Consider the following 16,092-nt stretch of genomic DNA (forward strand, 5'->3'; position numbering starts at 1 on the left):
ATGCGAGGAATGGTTTTCGAAAAATTTGGCGGACCCGAAGTGCTTACCTTAAAGGAGTTGCCACAACCTATACCACAAGAAAATGAGGTCTTAGTGCGGGTTGTTGGCGTGGCAGTTAATCATGTTGATACCTTTATCCGTAGCGGACGTTTTTCTACTAAACTAGCTGCACCCCAAGTGATTGGTCGCGATTTAGTCGGAGAAGTCGTCGCCAAAGGTTCAGCTGTGACAACTTTTCAGCTTGGCGACTGGGTTTGGAGTAACTCCATGGGTTATGACGGACGAACAGGGGCGACGGCGGAGCTGGTGGCAGTGCCAAAAGAACGCCTTTATCCCGTACCTGTTGGTGTTGATCCGTTAAAACTAGTAGCCAGCGTTCACCCTGGCGCGACAGCGGCGATTTTATTGCAAAATGTTTTACACGTGGTACCAGGAAAAACGTTACTGGTTACTGGCGCGGCTGGACACGTGGGAACCAAATTAGTTAGGTTAGCGGCGATTTTAGGATTGCGAGTCGTAACAACTGCTGCGCCGGCTGATTTTTCTTTGCTGCAAAGTCTAGGAGCTAAAAATTGTTACGACTACCACGACTTTAAGGCAAAAATGAAAAAAGATTATCCTGAAGGGTTTGATTATTTGGTGGATACGTCTGGTGGGGTGCCCTTAGCTGTTAGTATGGAACTATTGGCATTTAAAGGCACAATCGGGATGATTACCACACCGCCACCTGCCGCAGAGTTACCTGATTTTGCGCAATTTTATATGGCGGACCGTCAGCTTTTAGGTTTTGTGATTAGTCATGCTACCGCGGCCGAATTAGCTGAAGCCGCTGAGCTATTAAATTCATTTTTTAGGCGGGGCGAGCTTTTAACCGAAAAATTGTTCATCAAAAATTTTGCAGAGGCTAGCACCGCGCATCAGCGGTTAGAGCAGCACTTCATTACGAAGGAACGCCTCGTCTTAATCCCCTAATATCAGCAACTTGTCAGTTCTGCGGATGGAGCTAACAGGTTGCTTATTTTTACATTAAAATTCAACGAAATTATTTTTAAAAGGCTAGGTTCCCATAAAAAAGATTGCTATACTTAAACGTAAGAAAGTTATTTAACTTGTTTAGTTGGAGGAAGTAACCATGGATTTAAAAACAATCCTTATCCAAATTGAAAATCCTAAATTGTTATCTCTCGGTCATTTTGGCTTAGAAGGAGAAAGTCAACGCATTACCAATCAAGGTGCGTTAGCTGCGACGCTGCATCCTAAAAGTTTTGGTAGCCGCACCTTTCATCCGTATATTCAGACCGATTTTAGCGAAACGCAATTAGAATTGATTACGCCGGTGCAAGAGTCTTTAGCTGAGGCCTTGCGCTATTTAACGGCTATTCATAGTGTTACGCGCCAAAATTTAGCGACAAGCGAACTATTGTGGCCTTGTTCGATGCCGCCGCATTTGCCGGATACGGAAGCAGACATTCAAATTGCGCAACTGGCGACAGCAGCGGATGTGGATTATCGGCAACAATTAGCTAAAAAATACGGTCGCCGCAAACAAATGATGTCAGGAATTCATTTTAACTTTGGCTTAGATGAATCTTTACTCAGTGCTTTGTTCCAACAGCAAAAAGAATATCAAGACGTTACGGATTTTAACAATGCCGTGTACTGTAAGTTAGCCCGCAATTATTTGCGGCACCGCTGGCTGATTAGTTATCTCTTTGGGGCAAGCCCCGTCGCACCAAACAATTTCTTTACGACAGAGACATCTTCGTTACCGGTGCGGACCATCCGCGGCAGTAGCTTAGGCTATCGTAATTTTGCAGAAGTAAACGTCTCTTACACGGACTTTGCTAGTTATCAAAAGAGTCTCAAACAACTGGTTACAGCCGGACATTTAGCAGAAGCTAAGGAATATTATGGCGCTGTCCGTCTTAGAACGCGGCATAAGCAACCAGACGCCATTAGTTATTTAGAATTTCGCAATCTCGATTTAGATCCTTTTGCTCCAGCTGGTGTGTCCTTAGCAACCTTACAGTTTATGCATCTTTTTTACTTATTGATGTTGTACTTACCAGACTGTACGTCACAAGAAGCTTTGGCCCTGGGGGATAGTCAAAATGAAACAGTCGCTTTGGAACACCCCGCGACTAGGACCGCGCTAATGGCAGCCGGAGAAGAACTCTTTCAAAGTCTACAGGCGATGCTTACGGTGTTGAATTTGGCAGCATTTGCTCCCCTGGTGGATAAATTTTACCAACGTTTGTTAAAACCACAAAAGACACCCGCCGCTAAACTGTTACGTCTTATTGAAAAGCACGGGTACCAAGGAGCCGGCCTACAGTTAGCCCACGAACAACAAGCGCATTTTGATAAAACTTTTTATAATTTAGCAGGCTTTGAACACTTAGAGCTCTCGACACAAATCTTGCTAGCGGATGCCATCAAACGGGGGATTACCGTTGAAGTGGTAGACGAAAGCGACCAGCTGGTGAAACTCACCTGGCAAGGACAAGTAGAGTATGTAAAAAACGCCAATATGACCAGTAAAGATAGCTATATTGTGCCTCTTTTAATGGTTAATAAAGTCGTGACGAAAAATATTTTAGCTGAACACGGTTTTCTAGTGCCTAAAAGTCGTGAATATCGGCAACTGGCTCACGCTTTAGCTGATTACGAATTTTTTGCGCAACGCCCCTTTGTCATTAAACCTAAATCCACTAATTACGGCCTAGGTATTACCATTTTTCCCGAGAGTTCTAGCTACGAATCTTTCCAACAGGCCCTCACTTTAGCTTTTAAAGAAGATAGCCACGTCTTAGTGGAGGAGTATTTACCTGGTACGGAATATCGCTTTTTGGTTATCAATAATCAAGTGGCCGCCGTGCTACTCCGGATTCCCGCTCATGTGACTGGTAACGGGATAGACACGATCGCACAATTAGTAGCGCAAAAAAATAGCAATGTTTTACGTGGGACACATCACCGCGCCCCTTTAGAAAAAATCAAGCTGGGAAAAATCGAACGGCTGGTTTTAGCTGAAGCCGGTATGACGTTAGAAACAGTACCACAAAAAGGCGCAAAAGTTTGGCTACGGGAAAATTCCAATATTAGTACCGGTGGCGATTCCCTTGATGTCACTGATGAGATGCCTGTAAGCTACAAAAAAATCGCCATTGCGGCTGTGACAGCTCTGGGGGCTAAAGTGTGTGGCATTGATCTGATTATTCCAGATCTTGCTGCTGATTCGCTTGATTATGGAATCTTGGAAGCTAATTTTAATCCGGCGATGTTTATGCACGTCTTTCCAGAAAGTGGCACGGGTCGTCGGGTAACCGAAAATATTTTAGATTTACTTTTTCCTGATTCTCGTTAAAACAAAAGTAGTCTAGCTTAGCCAAATTGCCGGCTGAACTAGACTACTTTTCATTTTTGTTTCTTTATGGACCGAGTTACGCGGAACAAGTAAAGCAAATAGAAGAAGAGGGGACCGTAACTTTTTAGGAGAATGCCAGGAATGGTTTGTTGAAAAAATTCCCTAGTGCTAGGTAGATTAGCAATGATATTCATTATGAGATAGCCCATCACAATAATTAAAAAAGGGATACCGGCTTTCCCAAGAACTTTGTACAGCACACCGGTTAACCCAAGACCAAAAATAGCTAAAAATAAAATATTTGCTGGAAAAGCTAGTTGCCAAACCCAAATAGCTGGGGTAAACAATTGAATGACGACAAGTAAACTGACTACCAAAATAAAGAGTAAACCTGTGAAAAGTCCAGGCCGTTTGCGCCCCCAATTTAATAAAGCGTTTTTTCCTTCATAAACGGCAAAATGGAAAATCTTTAGCGCCGTGAAGGTTACTAGTACCACGACGACTGCTGATAAGAGATATGTCAAAACATTTAAACTTTCAGCACCATCCATTAAGAGGAGGAACCACATTAAGCCCACCGTCATTAAACTCCACCAAAACAAATTATTAGGCTTTTCCTTTTTAAAATTCCGCACCAATTGATTGGCCATTTCCCGCGGTTTCGTTCCTAGAAATTCCTCAGCGGTTAGGCCATCCCGTTGCGCGGTTAGTAAATCAGCAGCGATTTGAAAAATTTGCTCCTGTACTTCATCGTCATCGTAAAATAAACCAGCTGTCTTTAAATATAATTGCAATTTCCCAAAATATTTTTGATTCGCCGGCGTCAACTCCTGATAAACCTTACTTGTAGCTGTTTGAAATTTTTCCCCTGGTGTCTGTTCTTTATGCATCTTGTTGCCCTCCTTGCAAAATTGCCGTTACTTTCACGACGAGTTGTGCCCATTGCGCTTCAAAACGCGCTAAATACTCCTCACCAGCAGCGCTTAAACGAAAATATTTGCGGTCCGGTCCGTCAGGGGAGGGCTTAATAGTGCCGATAAGATACCCTTGTTTTTCCAGTTTTTGGAGCAGTGGATAGACGGTGCCTCCGATAATATTTTCAAAGCCTGCTTGGCGTAAGGCTTGCACTAGCTCGTAGCCGTAAATCTCTTTTTGACTGATAATACTCAAGACGCAGCCTTCTAAAACACCTTTTAACAGCTGAGTTTCTTTCATGCTCTAGCCTCCTAGTATGTAATACCAACTACTTGAGACGAGTGTAGCACAGCCTGACTAGTATGTAAACCCAACTAGTTAAATTTATACTAATAAAATGACAGCGGGACGACTTTTCATCCAACTACGAGACGTTAGGACCGGCACAGGTTTTTTGTTCACTAACATGACTTGGAGTAAACGTAGCTCAATTATTTTTTGAAAAAAGAAGCATTCCTGCTGCGTAAAATAAAGTTGGCGTACGAGATTTTTTAATGGCGTTTGTCTTAGCTGATTATCTGTCAGTAGATCTTGGCGAATCTGTAGCAATGCGATTTGCCGAATAAGACGATTACCATCAGGATTGTCGCTAAACTCATCTTGTAATCGCCGTTCTAACGTCCGTAAAGTCAAAGTAAAAAATTTTTTAACGGGAATTGTGGTAATTGTTTTCACTAGGCCGACCATACTTTCCGTGAATAGTTTTCTTTACTAAGATATACGAAAATTTTTTTAATTTTGTTCTATGCTAAAAATATAAATTTAGCTCCTACTAACCTTGAAGGTAGGTAAAATAGTTTGCGCATACAAATGTATTCGCATATAATTTAGTGGAATGGAGGGATTACGATGGCAATTATTACAGTGCGGGTTTCTGATGAAGAAAAAGAATTTTTAGATAGCATGGCCAAGTTTGAGGGTAAGAGTCTTTCCGAACTCATGAAGACAGCAACTCTCGAATCGCTAGAAGATGCTTATGATGCACGAGTGGGGGACTTAGCGTATGAAAAATATTTAGAAAACCCTCAGAGTATCTCCTTAAAAGAATTTGCTAAAGAATTAGGCTTAAGCTAATGGCCTATCACGTTAACTTGACACCCAATTTTATCAAGCAGTTTAAAAAGTTAAACAGTTTTGAAGGTAAACAAATTATTTCGTGGCTAATGAAAAATGTAGATGATGTAGAAAATCCGCGAGTAAAAGGGAAGGCTCTAGTTGGAAATTATGCTGGTAAATGGCGTTATCGTGTCGGGATTTATCGTGTGATTTGTTTGACTGATGATCACCAACTGTTAGTCTTAGCTTTAGAGGTTGCTCATCGCAAAAATGTCTATAAAAAATAAAACTAAAACACCATATTTTATTAAGGAAGAAGATGCAAAATGACAGCAACGAATATTTTACTAAGCATGTTTCCGGCTAAAGAAGATTGGAACGAGGAGCTAGAGTTTTATTTGAAAAATAAAAAAGTCTTTATCCTAGCATTTTCTTTTCCGCAAGAATTTGTTCAAAGCGCTGAAGATTGGCAAGGTTTGTACGCGCCACAAACCGGAAAATACTATAACGAGATTGTTCAATCTCTCACAAGTTTTGGTGTCCAAGAAGCTGATATCCACTGGGGAAATTACTTTTTAGATTCAAAAGGACAACTTTCAGCAGCAATTAACGCTGCTGAGGTTTTATTTTTGCCAGGAGGCGCGCCGGATGAGTTTTACGAGCGCCTTTTGTCTAAAGAACTAGTAGCAACAGTTGAAAACTTTACAGGAAAGATTATCGGTTTTAGCGCTGGTGCGATGATTCAAATTGCTAATTTTCATATTACGCCAGATGATCATTATCTGACATATACGTACCATCAAGGCTTAAAATTGGTGTCGGAGTTTGATATTGAAGTCCATTATGAAGCTCAGGATGCTGTGATGAACGCAGCGATTAAACGTTGTATCGCAGATACACAAAAACCCGTTTATGCTATCGGTAATACTGGTGGCCTTATTAGAACAGCTGATACTTTGCAAGTTTTAGGCGACGTTACACTATTTAAACCATAAGAAAGTACTAAAATGATAGCCAGAATCCTGACAATGTAACGCATTGTTAAGAGCTGGCTATTTATGGCTAAGTATGGCGTTAAAAGTGTTGATGACGTTGCTGAAGATGAATAGATTTAAAATTTTTCTATTCTAGTTAACATAATATATATTTGCGGAAGTTATATAGCAAGAAAAGGAAGCTTTCATTCTTCCTTTTCGGTTTACCTCTCTTGCTGCAAGTTTAATGTTCGAGCTGATTATATCCTTAGATAAAGTAAATTTCTTTTAGAAAACTTTGAATTAACGATCCAAAAATCTCTGGTTTTTCAATATTTAATTCATGGTTGCCATCTTCAATCAATTCTAAACGACTGTTTGGTAACTGTTGTGCTAATCTTTTAGCAGACGCTAAATTCATTTTGTCGCGTGTTCCGCAAATAATTAAGCTGGGAGTTTGAATCTCAGTTAGCTGTTGTTCGGTAAGTTGTATCGTCGCTAAAGAACTTTGAATGGTAATCAATTCCTTTTTGGTAATATTTAGCTCTTTAAATTGCTTTTTTGGTAAACAGCGCATCAGTTGCCTGATTAGGAACATATTTAGCTTGTTTGGTGCTTGGTAACTTACGCTGGCTAGAATCACACCTTGAAGTTGCCTAGGCCGTGTTGCTGCGGATAATAAGGATAACAGTCCCCCCAACGATAAACCACAAAGAAGATAGGGCTCATCCTCTAATGCTAATTTTTCAGTCAACGTTTCGTGGAGAGTCTGGATAGTAATTTCTTTTTTTCTGTCTAAATCCTGAAATAAATTCCAAGCTTCCATAGAGATGTTTGAGGTGTGGGTTTTTAGTTGCTGTTGGATCTTTTGCCAACTGTTAGGCACTTGACCTAAGCCATGCAAAAAAATAATTTTCATCGTCTCCCCTCCTCTTTTTGTTACACTTCTAGTTGTTCTACTTGCTGACTAAGATTTTTTAAACAAAAACTAGTAATGAGGGTAAGCAAAATAAAAATAGCTAAGGCGATAAGATTAGAGTTAAGCGCAGCAGCCATCACTTGGGCAAAAATACAGGCGATAATACAACCAGCTACAATCCTGCCAGCAATGGACTTTTTTCGAAAGCCAATAAAAATAGCTAGTATTCCTAAAAGTCCGGCTAGTAAAGAAAAAAGAAATAAGGATACAAGACTATTCATAACCACGGTTAGAGTAAGTGTTTGCTGAACAAAGGGGTGAATACTTTCCCCTGCAAAAAATATGAGTTGCAACACGCCGTTGCTAATCAGCATTGCCAAGACCGTATAAAAGAAAATAATACTTATTTTGAGATAAAAAATTTTAGTGCGACCTACTGGATAGATGAATAAAAGAATAACTTTTTCTTTCGTGTATTCGTTGATAATTAATTTGGAACCCAATACACTGGCTAGCACGGAAAAGATTGCCATTGTTACAATATTTTCAACGTTAAGCAGTGAATGATAAGAATTTAAGATTGTTAAATCAGTTTCTTCTGGATCAAAGGTAGGGATAGCAGCTAACAGGTAGAGAAATAAAAATAAAATGATGCCAATTACTGCTACTGCCTTGTTATAGCTCGTCAACTTCGTTCGAATTAACTCTAGTTTTAAGTATTTAATCATTTGACATTACCTCCGTCTTCGTTTACTGAATGGATAAAATATTCTTCGAGTCCTTCGGGATGATTTTTTATTAGTTCTTCAGTTGTTAACTCTTCTACTAATCTTCCCTCCACCAAGATACCGATATAGTCGGCTAGCTGGTTAATTTCACTTAAAATATGACTAGAAATTAAAATCGTCATACCCTCTTCGTGGACTAACTTTAAAAAAAGTTCACGCATCAGCCGAATCCCTTCTGGATCTAAACCGTTAATCGGTTCATCTAAAACAAGAAGTTGCGGCTGATGGGCAATTGCACGGGCGATCGCTAAACGTTGGCGCATACCTAAAGAAAAATCCTTGACGGGTAAATTTGCGGTTCCGGCTAATCCGACTCTTTGCAACAAGCTCTCAATATAATTATCTTCCGTATGGGAAAAATCCATGTATTGAAGATGAAGCCGCAAGTTAGCTGGAGCAGATAGTTCTTCATAAAAAACGGGTGTTTCAATGAGACAGCCAATTTTTTTTAAGTATTCGGGCGTTTCCTGACGAATACTTTTGCTAAAAAGAATAATCTCTCCCTGGGTTGGCTTAGTTAAGCCTAATAGTAGTTTGAACAGCGTTGTTTTTCCAGCGCCATTACGACCTAATAGCCCATAAATACTGCCGGCGTTTAAAGAGAGATTCAAATCTTTCAGCACTTCTACACCGTGAAAAATTTTGGTGAGCTTTTGGGTGGCAACGATAATGTTTCTTTGATTTTCCATTACTTTACTCCTTTATTTCATTTTACATTCTCTGGGTATGTATAGTTGTAAAAAGAAAATTGCCTACCTTCATAGACAATTCTTATTAAATCTTCAAGGCGTTTTAACTGTTGATATCTTCTAAAGTGTTCTTTAACAACTGAGTAATGCTCTCGTTAAATAAGGGAACGCCCATTTTAGCGAATAACTCACCAATAAAAGCAACTCGTCGTTTTAGCTCAACATCCGTAGCAGGAAAGACTGAAGGCATCAGCCATAACTCTAACAACGGCAAAACTTCGGCCAGTTCTCTGGCATATGCCGTCTTAATTGAGCCGTCAGCAATCCCCTCCTCCATTAATTTTAGCCACTGGGGAGATAAATAGCGACGATTAGCATCGATGGATGCCGCTAAAATTTGCGGATTTTTCAAAAGAGGAATTTCTTCTTGAGCTAAGGTATTTTTTTCCTGACTACTTTGGTTGAGGACAATAGCTAATTGCAGCTTTTCAAGACCGTTTAAATCGGTCCGCTCTTTAACTAAGTTGAAAGGATTATTCTCGTTGGCCATTTTTTGATTAACGGCTTCTAATATTTCTTCCTTAGAAGCAAAATGATGATAAACTGCACCTTTGGTCATGCTTAGTTCTTTAGCAATATCTTGGATAGTAGTTTGATCATAACCTCTTTGCAAAAATAAGCGTTCAGCAGCAGCTAAAATTTTTTCAACAGTAACCTCTGGATACTTATTACGACTCATGCTAGCCTCGCTTTCCGATACATACCTAAAGTATGTATCTATCTTGCCACTAATTCTGCCAGCTGTCAACTAGGTTTTAATTGTAGTAGCGAATAAAAACATCGCAAGTCTTACTACATTTCTAACGAAAAAGCCCACTTTCAGCTGAAAGCAGGCTACTACTATAAAAATCAAATCACTTGAAATGTTTGGTAATTCCATTTGAAAAATTCGTCAGCTGTTGCACCAATTGTAGGCATGGGAATATTTTCTAACTGCAAAATTTTCGGTAAAGCTAATAAGAATTTGCTCCAACAAAGGTTAAAACTATTCCCACGCATTAAGCGCTGATTTTCCTTATGAATCCAAGACTGCAGTACATCTTCGGTTAATTTATTTCCTTTGATTAATTCCATGACGGCAATGGCCATGCGACTTTCTTCGCCATATAAAAAATCATCGATGTCTAACAAAGCGCGGGATAAACAGTTTAAAATGTCGGACACGTTTGCTGCGGTTAAACTGTTTAGTTGAGCCAATGCGCCTAACAAGTCAGCACCGTGGGCAAAAGCATGAGCCCAACCTTTTTCGGCGACTAAGCCGCGATTATCCTTTTCTTGACGCATATAAGCTAAGCTCGTTTGAATAATTGTTTGCTCCTGGATAGGTGTTAGCCACTGCTCCTCCGCATTATCTCCAATTAACAGTACTAATAAAAGCGAAGTGAAGCTACGAGTAAAGACGCTATCTCCCACTTCTTCAATGTCCTTAAATAAAAGATCTTGGTGGCTAATTTCGGTCAATAGCCACTGCTTTTGTGCTGTCGTCCAGCGCTTTTCCATCAAAAGTTTCAGCCAACCGAGATAGATGGTTTCATCTCGTAAATCAGGATCAAGGTCGCCAATATGTTGGAACATCAACTGAATTAATTCGTCATTGACCGGGCCGGGTTGTGCTAGCGCTTGGGTGATTTGGTCTTTGGGATTCATGGAGTACCTCCTTTAATGAAAACTCTTTGGTAAATTAATTATGGCTAATTTTCTTTTGACTATATGCTTTATCCATGAGGTTGTCAAACACCCAAAAGATTTCTCTTGAAAAAGTTAAACAGATTAACTATAATCAAGTTAACTTACTTAACTATTTTAAGGAGGAACGTATGGAACAAGAATTAATTGAAGGCGCCGAAATAGTTGCTCTATTTTGTCGTTTGAATGTGAATCGCAAAATTGCTTTACCTATCCGTTCTAGTGAGATGGGGCTCTTGATTTTAGTTGTTAAAACCCCCACCCCCATTACGCCAGTGAGTGCGGCGGATTTTTTCAAGGTGAAAAAGCCGATGATTACTACGATGGTGAACGCCCTGGTGAAGCGAGGCTACTTGGAGAAAGTTCCTTCTGTAACCGATAAGCGGAGTTTCACGTTAAAGGCTACCGCTAAGGCCGTTACTTTAGTGGATGAAACGTATGTAGAGTATTTAAAAACAATGTCGTTACTCCAACAAGAACTGGGAACAAATTTTCAGCCATTCCTCGCACTTTTGGATCAAGCAAATCAAATTTTACTGACAGAAAAAGATTAAGATAAATGGAATTAATGAAGGGAAGCTAAAAGAATGGGAAAAGTAATGGTGACAGGCGCTTTAGGTAATGTTGGGGGTTACGTGGTGAAATACCTTTTGCAACGCGGTGTAGATGTAGTCGCTGCCGATATTAATCCCAATGCACTGGCAGAAAAATTTGGTGCCGAAGTAAGTACGGTTTATTTTGATTTTGCTAAAGTACAAAGTTTTGCTGCAGTCTTAAAAGATGTTGATCGTGTTTTTATTATGCGACCGCCACACTTAGGAAAGCCAGAAGACTTGAAACCTTTCGTTGAAACACTGAAGGCCCAAGGCAATATCCAACTCGTTAGTTTTTTATCCTTAATTGGTGTCGAAAAAAATCCGGTGCCGCCGCATCACAAAATTGAAAAGTATATCGAAGAAGCTGGACTACCCTACTGTCACATTCGTCCTAGTTTTTTTTATGCAAAATATTAGCGGCGTTCACGCTTTTGAAATTAAGGAATTTGATCGAATTGTTGTGCCGGTGAAAAAGGCGCTCACCAGCTTTATTGATGCGGAAGATATCGGCGAATTAACCGCCAAAGTTTTAAGCGAACCAGAAAAACATCAAAATCAAGCTTATGCGATTACGGGACCTGAAGCGCTAGATTACTATGCCGCAGCAGATATTTTAAGCGCAGAGTTAGGTAGAAAAATCACGTATGCTAATCCTCGGCCAGCGTTGGCGAAAAAATATTGGTTAGAGATTCGCGGCTTGGAAAAAGAATATACCACCGTCATGAGCATGCTTTATTTCATGACGAGAATGGGCACTGCTAAAAAAGTTACGACAAATTTCGAAAAAGTCATGGGGAAAAAGCCCCAAACCTTCCGGCAATTTGTACAGAAAAATTTAGGTGCTTGGCAAAAAAATTAAAAAATAGCCTGACAAAGGTAGTCCACCACTTGCGGTGACTAAAACTACTTTGTCAGGCTATTTTCATGAGTAAGGCGGATAAATTGCTGTTTTTCATCATAACACGCTACTAACACATCAGGTTGTTGGAGCTGGCAAAAATCTTCGTAGGAAAATTTCCCGCCAGTTAATGCATGAAAAAGTACGGACAAGGCGGTACCGTGGCCAACGATGATGATATTTCCTTTCGAGTTAAGCAAAATTTGTTGATACTGCGGTAGAATACGTTGCAAAACGGCATGGAGAGACTCCCCCTCTGACAAGTGATACGTAAAGTCACGCCATTGTTGTTGGGTAAAAGCTTTGAAGTCGGCTACCCATGCCCCTACTTTACGTTCTTTGAGAGCAGCAACTTCTTGCAAGGGTAAATGCAGCGCCTTAGCGGTGGGTAAAATCGTCTCTTTCCCTCGGGTTAATGGTGAAGTGTAAATGGCAGTAATTTTTTTATTTTGAAAGTAAATGGCTAGTTGGTCAGCGGCGATTTGGCCGGCTGTCGTTAAAGGTGCTAGTGTATCATCTTGGACGCTAGTGTCTCTTTCCGCGTGGCGCACGAAGTAGATTTTTCGCATGTTTTGTACCTCATATTTTCTTAAAAAAGATCCATTATGTCAGCTAACTTATCAATCGCACTGTTATTTTCGGAATTTTTTACAGCTAAATTAACGCTTTGTATCTTGCTATTTAGAGCCACTTGATGATCTAGTGGTCGGTCGCCAATATAGTAAGTTTCTTCTCTTTTCAATCGATATTTAGTTATCAGATAATCAATAGCTTCCGGGTGCGGTTTCCGTTGAAAGCCAGCAGCGCTAGTAATAACTTCCGCGAAATAATGATCAATATTTAATTTTTTTAACAGCGTTAAAGCAGTAGCACTTTTATGCGTATAAATGAAATTTTGAATACCCTTTTCCTTAGTCCAAGTTAAAACTTCTTCTGCACCAACCATCAGGGTGAGCTCGTCAACCTTTGCTTTATTTAGCTTAGAAAAATAATTCTTTAGCAAATCGTAAGATAAATTGTTTTTTAGCGCAGTCTCGGTCAAAAAGTACACCACAGACTGTTCTAAAATAATTTGTTTTACTGAAGTATAGTCAAAGTCCAAGTGAAAAAAATCAAACGCTTCTGCTAAAGATTGCAAAATAACTTCATAAGAATCAACTAAAGTGCCATCCAAATCCCAAATAAAACTAATCATCTTTTTCCCTCCTCGTTAGTTTATTAATGAAAAAATGGTGCGTGGTCTAGTCCCCGTAATACGTCTTGATACATGTCTTGGTGTTGCTGATTAACTAACGAAGGAAAAGCATTTAAGGGGAAAAATTTCAATTCTAAGGATTCTTCATTCTTTAAAATTAAGGTACCACTAATAATTTTAACTTGAAATAAATGCGTGATAGGCTGACAGCTGTCACCGTTTGGATACGTATCCGTATATTTTGAGTAGATACCGACCAATTGTTGACATTGTCCATATAAACCAGTTTCTTCCGCTAGCTCCCGTAACAAAGTTTCCTCTAAGGATTCCCCAAGTTCCACGGCTCCACCAGGAAATCCCCATTTATTTTTATCGCTACGACGTTGAAGTAAAACTTCTCCGCAATCATTGAAGACACAGGCACCTACAAAATTTAAAATTATTTTGCGCTTACCAACTAAGCTGCGAATCTCTCGAATATAATCTGCCATTTCCTACTATACCTCCACCAAAAGTTCGCCGACTTCACCTAAAGGTAGCTCCTGAAAGATTTTACCAGCTTTAAAATAGGTACTGCCACCAAGGGCTCCTTTTTCAAGGCAGAAGGAATTAATTAGGCAAACATTCTCGCCGACTAGTTGTGCTTGCGCAGCGTATTCTCCTCGGGCACTTTCTTGCCAAGTGGCTACACTATAATCCGTATAAACGGGCCACAAATACATGTCAGCCTTTTCGGCGGCAAAAAGCTGAGGATTGACCCAAAAGTCACCGCATAGTCCGAGGCCTACCTTTTTACCACGATAATCAAAGCTTACTACTTGGCTGTCATGGTGGCGATAAATTTGGTTGTCAGCAGTGGCGATCTTCCAACCGCGAGAAATGCGCCGATAGTTGCCTAAAATATTTCCGGTAGCATCTATCACGACATAAGCGCTATAAATTTTGGTGTTTTCTTTTTCGTAATACCCTAATGCTAGACCAAGCTCGCAGGTTCTGGCCAGTTGTTGCAAGGCTTGCAACTCTTGACTGGTAAGTGTTATCGCCCGCTCGTAGTCAGTTGCCGCCGTCCAAGTTAGACCATCAAATCCTTGGAGATACGCTTCACCAAAGCAAAGAAAATCAATTCCTTGGTGTTGGTATTTATAGGCTAAGGTCGTCACGGTAGTAAGATTCGTTGCCATTTGATTATTCAACATTGGTGCTGCTGTTAGGATTAAACGCATTGTTTCCTTACCCCCTTTTTATCATATAATAATTCAAAAATTTTTCGCCCCGACTTTCGGCAATATTTTCTCGTAAGACATGATAGCCTTGGGCGCTAAAAAATGGTCGTGCTGTAATGGAGGCGTAGGTAGTATATTGTTGAGCTTTAACGTCATTTTCTAAAGCTTCAACCAGTCGTTGCGCAATTCCCTGCCGCAAGTAGGCCGGGTGTACGAAAAGATGATCCAGATAGCCATCAAAAGCCATGTCGGCAAAGCCGACAATCTTTTGCTGCTCCCACATCACGAGAGCCTGGTGCTGTGCTACTGACGTCTGCCATTTTTGCGGATCAAAGCTCGCCCACGCCTTAATTTGTGCGGCAGTGTAATCGGCTGCACTCACTTGACGAATCGCTTGTTGGATAAGCTGGATGACTTCTTGCTGATTGTCAATTTCGTATTGCTTAATTTCCATCATTGTGGACCTCCTAACTTATTGCTCCCAGTATAGCACAAGACGCATGAAAAAATTTTTTCAAAATAAAAAATCACCAGCTGCGGCTGATGATTTTAAAGAGGAATCGTTAATACTGTTTTTTAAAGGATTCTACCGAGAGATGGGCGTCGTGTTTAGCAAAGAGATAACCCGTAAGTGAAGCGGGCAAGCTAATGAGTAGCACCATGACAAAACCTGAAAAGTCCAAATAATAAGTAATTCCTAATACAATAAAGGTCAATAATAGCATAAGACGGTGAATATTTTTGGCAAGCATCGGCTGTACCTCCTTTTCCTTAACTTGCTTTAATCATACCCAATCTGCACCTAAAAAAAATCAGACTTTGGTCTGAAATCTTTCTCACCACTTAGACCGAAAAGAATTTTAAAATTGCGCCGCTTTTTCTTAGTATGACGGCATCCTTTGGTACTAACCACAAAAACGTGATAACCCAACCAAAAACGCAAGTATAGTTCGTCAATCTTTTTAAAAGGCTGGCGTCCTTTTTGCCGTGTCTCATGACCATCGGGATATTCGATTTCGGTACTAACACCAAAACCTAAAGGATGCTGATCTAAGTCAAAGCCGTATTCGACAAATTGTTTAGGCATCAGCCTTTTTCTCCAACTTATCCAAGTATTCTTCTAATAATTTTCTTTGGGAATGGACAATCGTTAACGGGGCAATTTCTGCCGGCGTTAACCAACGAAACCCCAGGGATTCTTCATCGTGCACCGAAAGTTCACCACTGAACTCTTGTGTCTCATAAAGCGTTGTCACAACGTAAAATTCATCGCCATTTTCCACAACCCGCACAAAATAATCTTTGCCGGAATAAACATTGACTAGTTTTACCACTCCTAAGGTTAACCCTGTCTCTTCAAAAACTTCCCGACGCACAGTTTCTTCGGTACTCTCCCCTAGTTCCATCAAGCCGCCAGGTAAACCCCACCACCCTCTCGGACTTTGCCGTTGTTGTAATAAAATGCGCCCGACAGCATCTTTAATAATGACAATCGAACCATTTAAAATTAGCGGTCGTGAACCGACTAACTTGCGCAAACCGCTAACGTAATCTTCTCTCCCCATTCCTAAGACTCCCCTTTTCAGCTGCTAAATTTAAATGTATTGTAGCATAATTTTGACTAATCTGTTTTCGCTTTACAACAGGAACGTTTGTTCGTATAATA

General features: G+C 40.2%; 24 protein-coding genes. 8 read left to right on the forward strand and 16 right to left on the reverse strand.

What is annotated here, in order from left to right; all coding sequences use genetic code 11:
* Nucleotides 1-972: an alcohol dehydrogenase catalytic domain-containing protein gene (locus FFM57_RS02855; RefSeq protein ID WP_137599007.1), complete on the forward strand. Its 972-nt coding sequence runs from the start codon at nucleotides 1-3 to the stop codon at nucleotides 970-972.
* A gap of 160 nt (nucleotides 973-1,132) precedes the next feature.
* Nucleotides 1,133-3,367: a bifunctional glutamate--cysteine ligase GshA/glutathione synthetase GshB gene (gshAB, locus tag FFM57_RS02860; protein ID WP_137599008.1), complete on the forward strand. Its 2,235-nt coding sequence runs from the start codon at nucleotides 1,133-1,135 to the stop codon at nucleotides 3,365-3,367.
* Between the two features lie 50 nt (nucleotides 3,368-3,417).
* Here the strand turns inward: gshAB and FFM57_RS02865 are convergent, their stop codons facing one another.
* The 3 genes from FFM57_RS02865 to FFM57_RS02875 form a co-directional block, all read right to left on the reverse strand.
* Nucleotides 3,418-4,257, reverse strand: a complete 840-nt coding sequence (locus tag FFM57_RS02865) for a DUF1129 family protein (RefSeq protein WP_137599009.1) — start codon at nucleotides 4,255-4,257, stop codon at nucleotides 3,418-3,420.
* Nucleotides 4,250-4,582, reverse strand: coding sequence for a PadR family transcriptional regulator (locus FFM57_RS02870; RefSeq protein ID WP_137599010.1), 333 nt, complete (start codon nucleotides 4,580-4,582; stop codon nucleotides 4,250-4,252). The genes FFM57_RS02865 and FFM57_RS02870 overlap by 8 nt, the downstream gene beginning before the upstream one ends.
* An 84-nt stretch (nucleotides 4,583-4,666) precedes the next feature.
* Nucleotides 4,667-5,017, reverse strand: a complete 351-nt coding sequence (locus tag FFM57_RS02875; protein WP_137599011.1) for a hypothetical protein — start codon at nucleotides 5,015-5,017, stop codon at nucleotides 4,667-4,669.
* Between the two features lie 174 nt (nucleotides 5,018-5,191).
* On the opposite strand from FFM57_RS02875, the gene relB reads away from it, so the two are divergent.
* Genes relB through FFM57_RS02890 form a run of 3 tightly spaced genes read left to right on the forward strand, consistent with a single transcriptional unit; the run spans nucleotide 5,192 to nucleotide 6,393 of the window.
* Nucleotides 5,192-5,416 carry a type II toxin-antitoxin system RelB family antitoxin gene (relB, locus tag FFM57_RS02880; protein ID WP_137599012.1) on the forward strand — a complete coding sequence of 75 codons (225 nt, stop codon included), beginning with the start codon at nucleotides 5,192-5,194 and terminating at the stop codon, nucleotides 5,414-5,416.
* Nucleotides 5,416-5,685, forward strand: coding sequence for a type II toxin-antitoxin system RelE family toxin (locus FFM57_RS02885; protein WP_137599013.1), 270 nt, complete (start codon nucleotides 5,416-5,418; stop codon nucleotides 5,683-5,685). The genes relB and FFM57_RS02885 overlap by 1 nt, the downstream gene beginning before the upstream one ends.
* Before the next feature lie 39 nt (nucleotides 5,686-5,724).
* Nucleotides 5,725-6,393, forward strand: a complete 669-nt coding sequence (locus FFM57_RS02890; RefSeq protein WP_137599014.1) for a Type 1 glutamine amidotransferase-like domain-containing protein — start codon at nucleotides 5,725-5,727, stop codon at nucleotides 6,391-6,393.
* Between the two features lie 247 nt (nucleotides 6,394-6,640).
* Here FFM57_RS02890 and FFM57_RS02895 read toward each other — a convergent pair whose 3' ends face one another.
* The 5 genes from FFM57_RS02895 to FFM57_RS02915 form a co-directional block, all read right to left on the reverse strand.
* Nucleotides 6,641-7,291 carry an alpha/beta fold hydrolase gene (locus FFM57_RS02895; RefSeq protein ID WP_137599015.1) on the reverse strand — a complete coding sequence of 217 codons (651 nt, stop codon included), beginning with the start codon at nucleotides 7,289-7,291 and terminating at the stop codon, nucleotides 6,641-6,643.
* A 20-nt stretch (nucleotides 7,292-7,311) separates the two neighbouring features.
* Nucleotides 7,312-8,019 carry an ABC transporter permease gene (locus tag FFM57_RS02900; RefSeq protein ID WP_137599016.1) on the reverse strand — a complete coding sequence of 236 codons (708 nt, stop codon included), beginning with the start codon at nucleotides 8,017-8,019 and terminating at the stop codon, nucleotides 7,312-7,314.
* Nucleotides 8,016-8,768 carry an ABC transporter ATP-binding protein gene (locus FFM57_RS02905; RefSeq protein ID WP_137599017.1) on the reverse strand — a complete coding sequence of 251 codons (753 nt, stop codon included), beginning with the start codon at nucleotides 8,766-8,768 and terminating at the stop codon, nucleotides 8,016-8,018. Before FFM57_RS02905 ends, FFM57_RS02900 begins: the two co-directional genes overlap by 4 nt.
* 103 nt (nucleotides 8,769-8,871) lie before the next feature.
* Nucleotides 8,872-9,507 (reverse strand): TetR/AcrR family transcriptional regulator, encoded by a 636-nt coding sequence (locus FFM57_RS02910; protein ID WP_137599018.1) that lies wholly within the window; start codon nucleotides 9,505-9,507, stop codon nucleotides 8,872-8,874.
* A gap of 170 nt (nucleotides 9,508-9,677) precedes the next feature.
* On the reverse strand, nucleotides 9,678-10,475 hold the full coding sequence (locus FFM57_RS02915) for a DUF2785 domain-containing protein (protein ID WP_137599019.1): 798 nt from the start codon (nucleotides 10,473-10,475) through the stop codon (nucleotides 9,678-9,680).
* A gap of 170 nt (nucleotides 10,476-10,645) precedes the next feature.
* On the opposite strand from FFM57_RS02915, the gene FFM57_RS02920 reads away from it, so the two are divergent.
* From FFM57_RS02920 to FFM57_RS10010, 3 genes are read left to right on the forward strand one after another with little or no spacing between them, the layout of a single operon-like run.
* Nucleotides 10,646-11,068, forward strand: coding sequence for a MarR family winged helix-turn-helix transcriptional regulator (locus FFM57_RS02920; protein WP_137599020.1), 423 nt, complete (start codon nucleotides 10,646-10,648; stop codon nucleotides 11,066-11,068).
* Between the two features lie 33 nt (nucleotides 11,069-11,101).
* The gene (locus FFM57_RS10005; protein WP_212741482.1) at nucleotides 11,102-11,527 is read left to right on the forward strand and encodes an NAD(P)H-binding protein; all 426 of its coding nucleotides are present in this window, start codon (nucleotides 11,102-11,104) and stop codon (nucleotides 11,525-11,527) included.
* Nucleotides 11,514-11,969 carry a Rossmann-fold NAD(P)-binding domain-containing protein gene (locus FFM57_RS10010; protein WP_212741483.1) on the forward strand — a complete coding sequence of 152 codons (456 nt, stop codon included), beginning with the start codon at nucleotides 11,514-11,516 and terminating at the stop codon, nucleotides 11,967-11,969. The genes FFM57_RS10005 and FFM57_RS10010 overlap by 14 nt, the downstream gene beginning before the upstream one ends.
* Before the next feature lie 44 nt (nucleotides 11,970-12,013).
* Here FFM57_RS10010 and FFM57_RS02930 read toward each other — a convergent pair whose 3' ends face one another.
* The 8 genes from FFM57_RS02930 to FFM57_RS02965 all read right to left on the reverse strand — a co-directional run bounded on the left by FFM57_RS02930 (nucleotide 12,014) and on the right by FFM57_RS02965 (nucleotide 15,991).
* Complete coding sequence (locus FFM57_RS02930) at nucleotides 12,014-12,577, reverse strand: histidine phosphatase family protein (protein WP_137599021.1); 564 nt, start codon at nucleotides 12,575-12,577, stop codon at nucleotides 12,014-12,016.
* A gap of 20 nt (nucleotides 12,578-12,597) precedes the next feature.
* Nucleotides 12,598-13,203, reverse strand: coding sequence for an HAD-IA family hydrolase (locus FFM57_RS02935; RefSeq protein ID WP_137599022.1), 606 nt, complete (start codon nucleotides 13,201-13,203; stop codon nucleotides 12,598-12,600).
* Nucleotides 13,204-13,226: 23 nt separating this feature from the next.
* Entirely contained in the window at nucleotides 13,227-13,694 is a 468-nt protein-coding gene (locus FFM57_RS02940) for an NUDIX hydrolase (RefSeq protein WP_137599023.1), read from the reverse strand.
* 6 nt (nucleotides 13,695-13,700) lie between these two features.
* Entirely contained in the window at nucleotides 13,701-14,426 is a 726-nt protein-coding gene (locus FFM57_RS02945) for a carbon-nitrogen hydrolase family protein (protein ID WP_137599024.1), read from the reverse strand.
* A gap of 7 nt (nucleotides 14,427-14,433) precedes the next feature.
* The gene (locus FFM57_RS02950) at nucleotides 14,434-14,883 is read right to left on the reverse strand and encodes a GNAT family N-acetyltransferase (protein ID WP_137599025.1); all 450 of its coding nucleotides are present in this window, start codon (nucleotides 14,881-14,883) and stop codon (nucleotides 14,434-14,436) included.
* 106 nt (nucleotides 14,884-14,989) lie between these two features.
* Nucleotides 14,990-15,178, reverse strand: coding sequence for a hypothetical protein (locus FFM57_RS02955; protein WP_137599026.1), 189 nt, complete (start codon nucleotides 15,176-15,178; stop codon nucleotides 14,990-14,992).
* Nucleotides 15,179-15,228: 50 nt separating this feature from the next.
* Nucleotides 15,229-15,513, reverse strand: coding sequence for a DUF3977 family protein (locus FFM57_RS02960; protein ID WP_137599027.1), 285 nt, complete (start codon nucleotides 15,511-15,513; stop codon nucleotides 15,229-15,231).
* Nucleotides 15,506-15,991 carry an NUDIX hydrolase gene (locus FFM57_RS02965; RefSeq protein WP_137599028.1) on the reverse strand — a complete coding sequence of 162 codons (486 nt, stop codon included), beginning with the start codon at nucleotides 15,989-15,991 and terminating at the stop codon, nucleotides 15,506-15,508. The genes FFM57_RS02960 and FFM57_RS02965 overlap by 8 nt, the downstream gene beginning before the upstream one ends.
* Nucleotides 15,992-16,092 lie beyond the last annotated feature (101 nt).

It is taken from the genome of Enterococcus nangangensis (genome assembly GCF_005405245.1).
Taxonomy (GTDB): Bacteria; Bacillota; Bacilli; order Lactobacillales; family Enterococcaceae; genus Enterococcus_J; species Enterococcus_J nangangensis.

What these genes read in the sequence shown, in the direction of transcription:
- FFM57_RS02915 (WP_137599019.1), bottom strand. Translation starts at nt 10,475, where the DNA reads ATGAATCCCAAAGACCAAATCACCCAAGCGCTAGCACAACCCGGCCCG.
- FFM57_RS02885 (WP_137599013.1), top strand. Translation starts at nt 5,416, where the DNA reads ATGGCCTATCACGTTAACTTGACACCCAATTTTATCAAGCAGTTTAAA.
- FFM57_RS02890 (WP_137599014.1), top strand. Translation starts at nt 5,725, where the DNA reads ATGACAGCAACGAATATTTTACTAAGCATGTTTCCGGCTAAAGAAGAT.
- gshAB (WP_137599008.1), top strand. Translation starts at nt 1,133, where the DNA reads ATGGATTTAAAAACAATCCTTATCCAAATTGAAAATCCTAAATTGTTA.
- FFM57_RS02855 (WP_137599007.1), top strand. Translation starts at nt 1, where the DNA reads ATGCGAGGAATGGTTTTCGAAAAATTTGGCGGACCCGAAGTGCTTACC.
- FFM57_RS02905 (WP_137599017.1), bottom strand. Translation starts at nt 8,768, where the DNA reads ATGGAAAATCAAAGAAACATTATCGTTGCCACCCAAAAGCTCACCAAA.
- FFM57_RS02900 (WP_137599016.1), bottom strand. Translation starts at nt 8,019, where the DNA reads ATGATTAAATACTTAAAACTAGAGTTAATTCGAACGAAGTTGACGAGC.
- FFM57_RS02895 (WP_137599015.1), bottom strand. Translation starts at nt 7,291, where the DNA reads ATGAAAATTATTTTTTTGCATGGCTTAGGTCAAGTGCCTAACAGTTGG.
- relB (WP_137599012.1), top strand. Translation starts at nt 5,192, where the DNA reads ATGGCAATTATTACAGTGCGGGTTTCTGATGAAGAAAAAGAATTTTTA.
- FFM57_RS10005 (WP_212741482.1), top strand. Translation starts at nt 11,102, where the DNA reads ATGGGAAAAGTAATGGTGACAGGCGCTTTAGGTAATGTTGGGGGTTAC.
- FFM57_RS02945 (WP_137599024.1), bottom strand. Translation starts at nt 14,426, where the DNA reads ATGCGTTTAATCCTAACAGCAGCACCAATGTTGAATAATCAAATGGCA.
- FFM57_RS02960 (WP_137599027.1), bottom strand. Translation starts at nt 15,513, where the DNA reads ATGCCTAAACAATTTGTCGAATACGGCTTTGACTTAGATCAGCATCCT.
- FFM57_RS02935 (WP_137599022.1), bottom strand. Translation starts at nt 13,203, where the DNA reads ATGATTAGTTTTATTTGGGATTTGGATGGCACTTTAGTTGATTCTTAT.
- FFM57_RS02955 (WP_137599026.1), bottom strand. Translation starts at nt 15,178, where the DNA reads ATGCTTGCCAAAAATATTCACCGTCTTATGCTATTATTGACCTTTATT.
- FFM57_RS02870 (WP_137599010.1), bottom strand. Translation starts at nt 4,582, where the DNA reads ATGAAAGAAACTCAGCTGTTAAAAGGTGTTTTAGAAGGCTGCGTCTTG.
- FFM57_RS02910 (WP_137599018.1), bottom strand. Translation starts at nt 9,507, where the DNA reads ATGAGTCGTAATAAGTATCCAGAGGTTACTGTTGAAAAAATTTTAGCT.
- FFM57_RS02930 (WP_137599021.1), bottom strand. Translation starts at nt 12,577, where the DNA reads ATGCGAAAAATCTACTTCGTGCGCCACGCGGAAAGAGACACTAGCGTC.
- FFM57_RS02865 (WP_137599009.1), bottom strand. Translation starts at nt 4,257, where the DNA reads ATGCATAAAGAACAGACACCAGGGGAAAAATTTCAAACAGCTACAAGT.
- FFM57_RS02920 (WP_137599020.1), top strand. Translation starts at nt 10,646, where the DNA reads ATGGAACAAGAATTAATTGAAGGCGCCGAAATAGTTGCTCTATTTTGT.
- FFM57_RS02940 (WP_137599023.1), bottom strand. Translation starts at nt 13,694, where the DNA reads ATGGCAGATTATATTCGAGAGATTCGCAGCTTAGTTGGTAAGCGCAAA.
- FFM57_RS02950 (WP_137599025.1), bottom strand. Translation starts at nt 14,883, where the DNA reads ATGATGGAAATTAAGCAATACGAAATTGACAATCAGCAAGAAGTCATC.
- FFM57_RS10010 (WP_212741483.1), top strand. Translation starts at nt 11,514, where the DNA reads ATGCAAAATATTAGCGGCGTTCACGCTTTTGAAATTAAGGAATTTGAT.
- FFM57_RS02965 (WP_137599028.1), bottom strand. Translation starts at nt 15,991, where the DNA reads ATGGGGAGAGAAGATTACGTTAGCGGTTTGCGCAAGTTAGTCGGTTCA.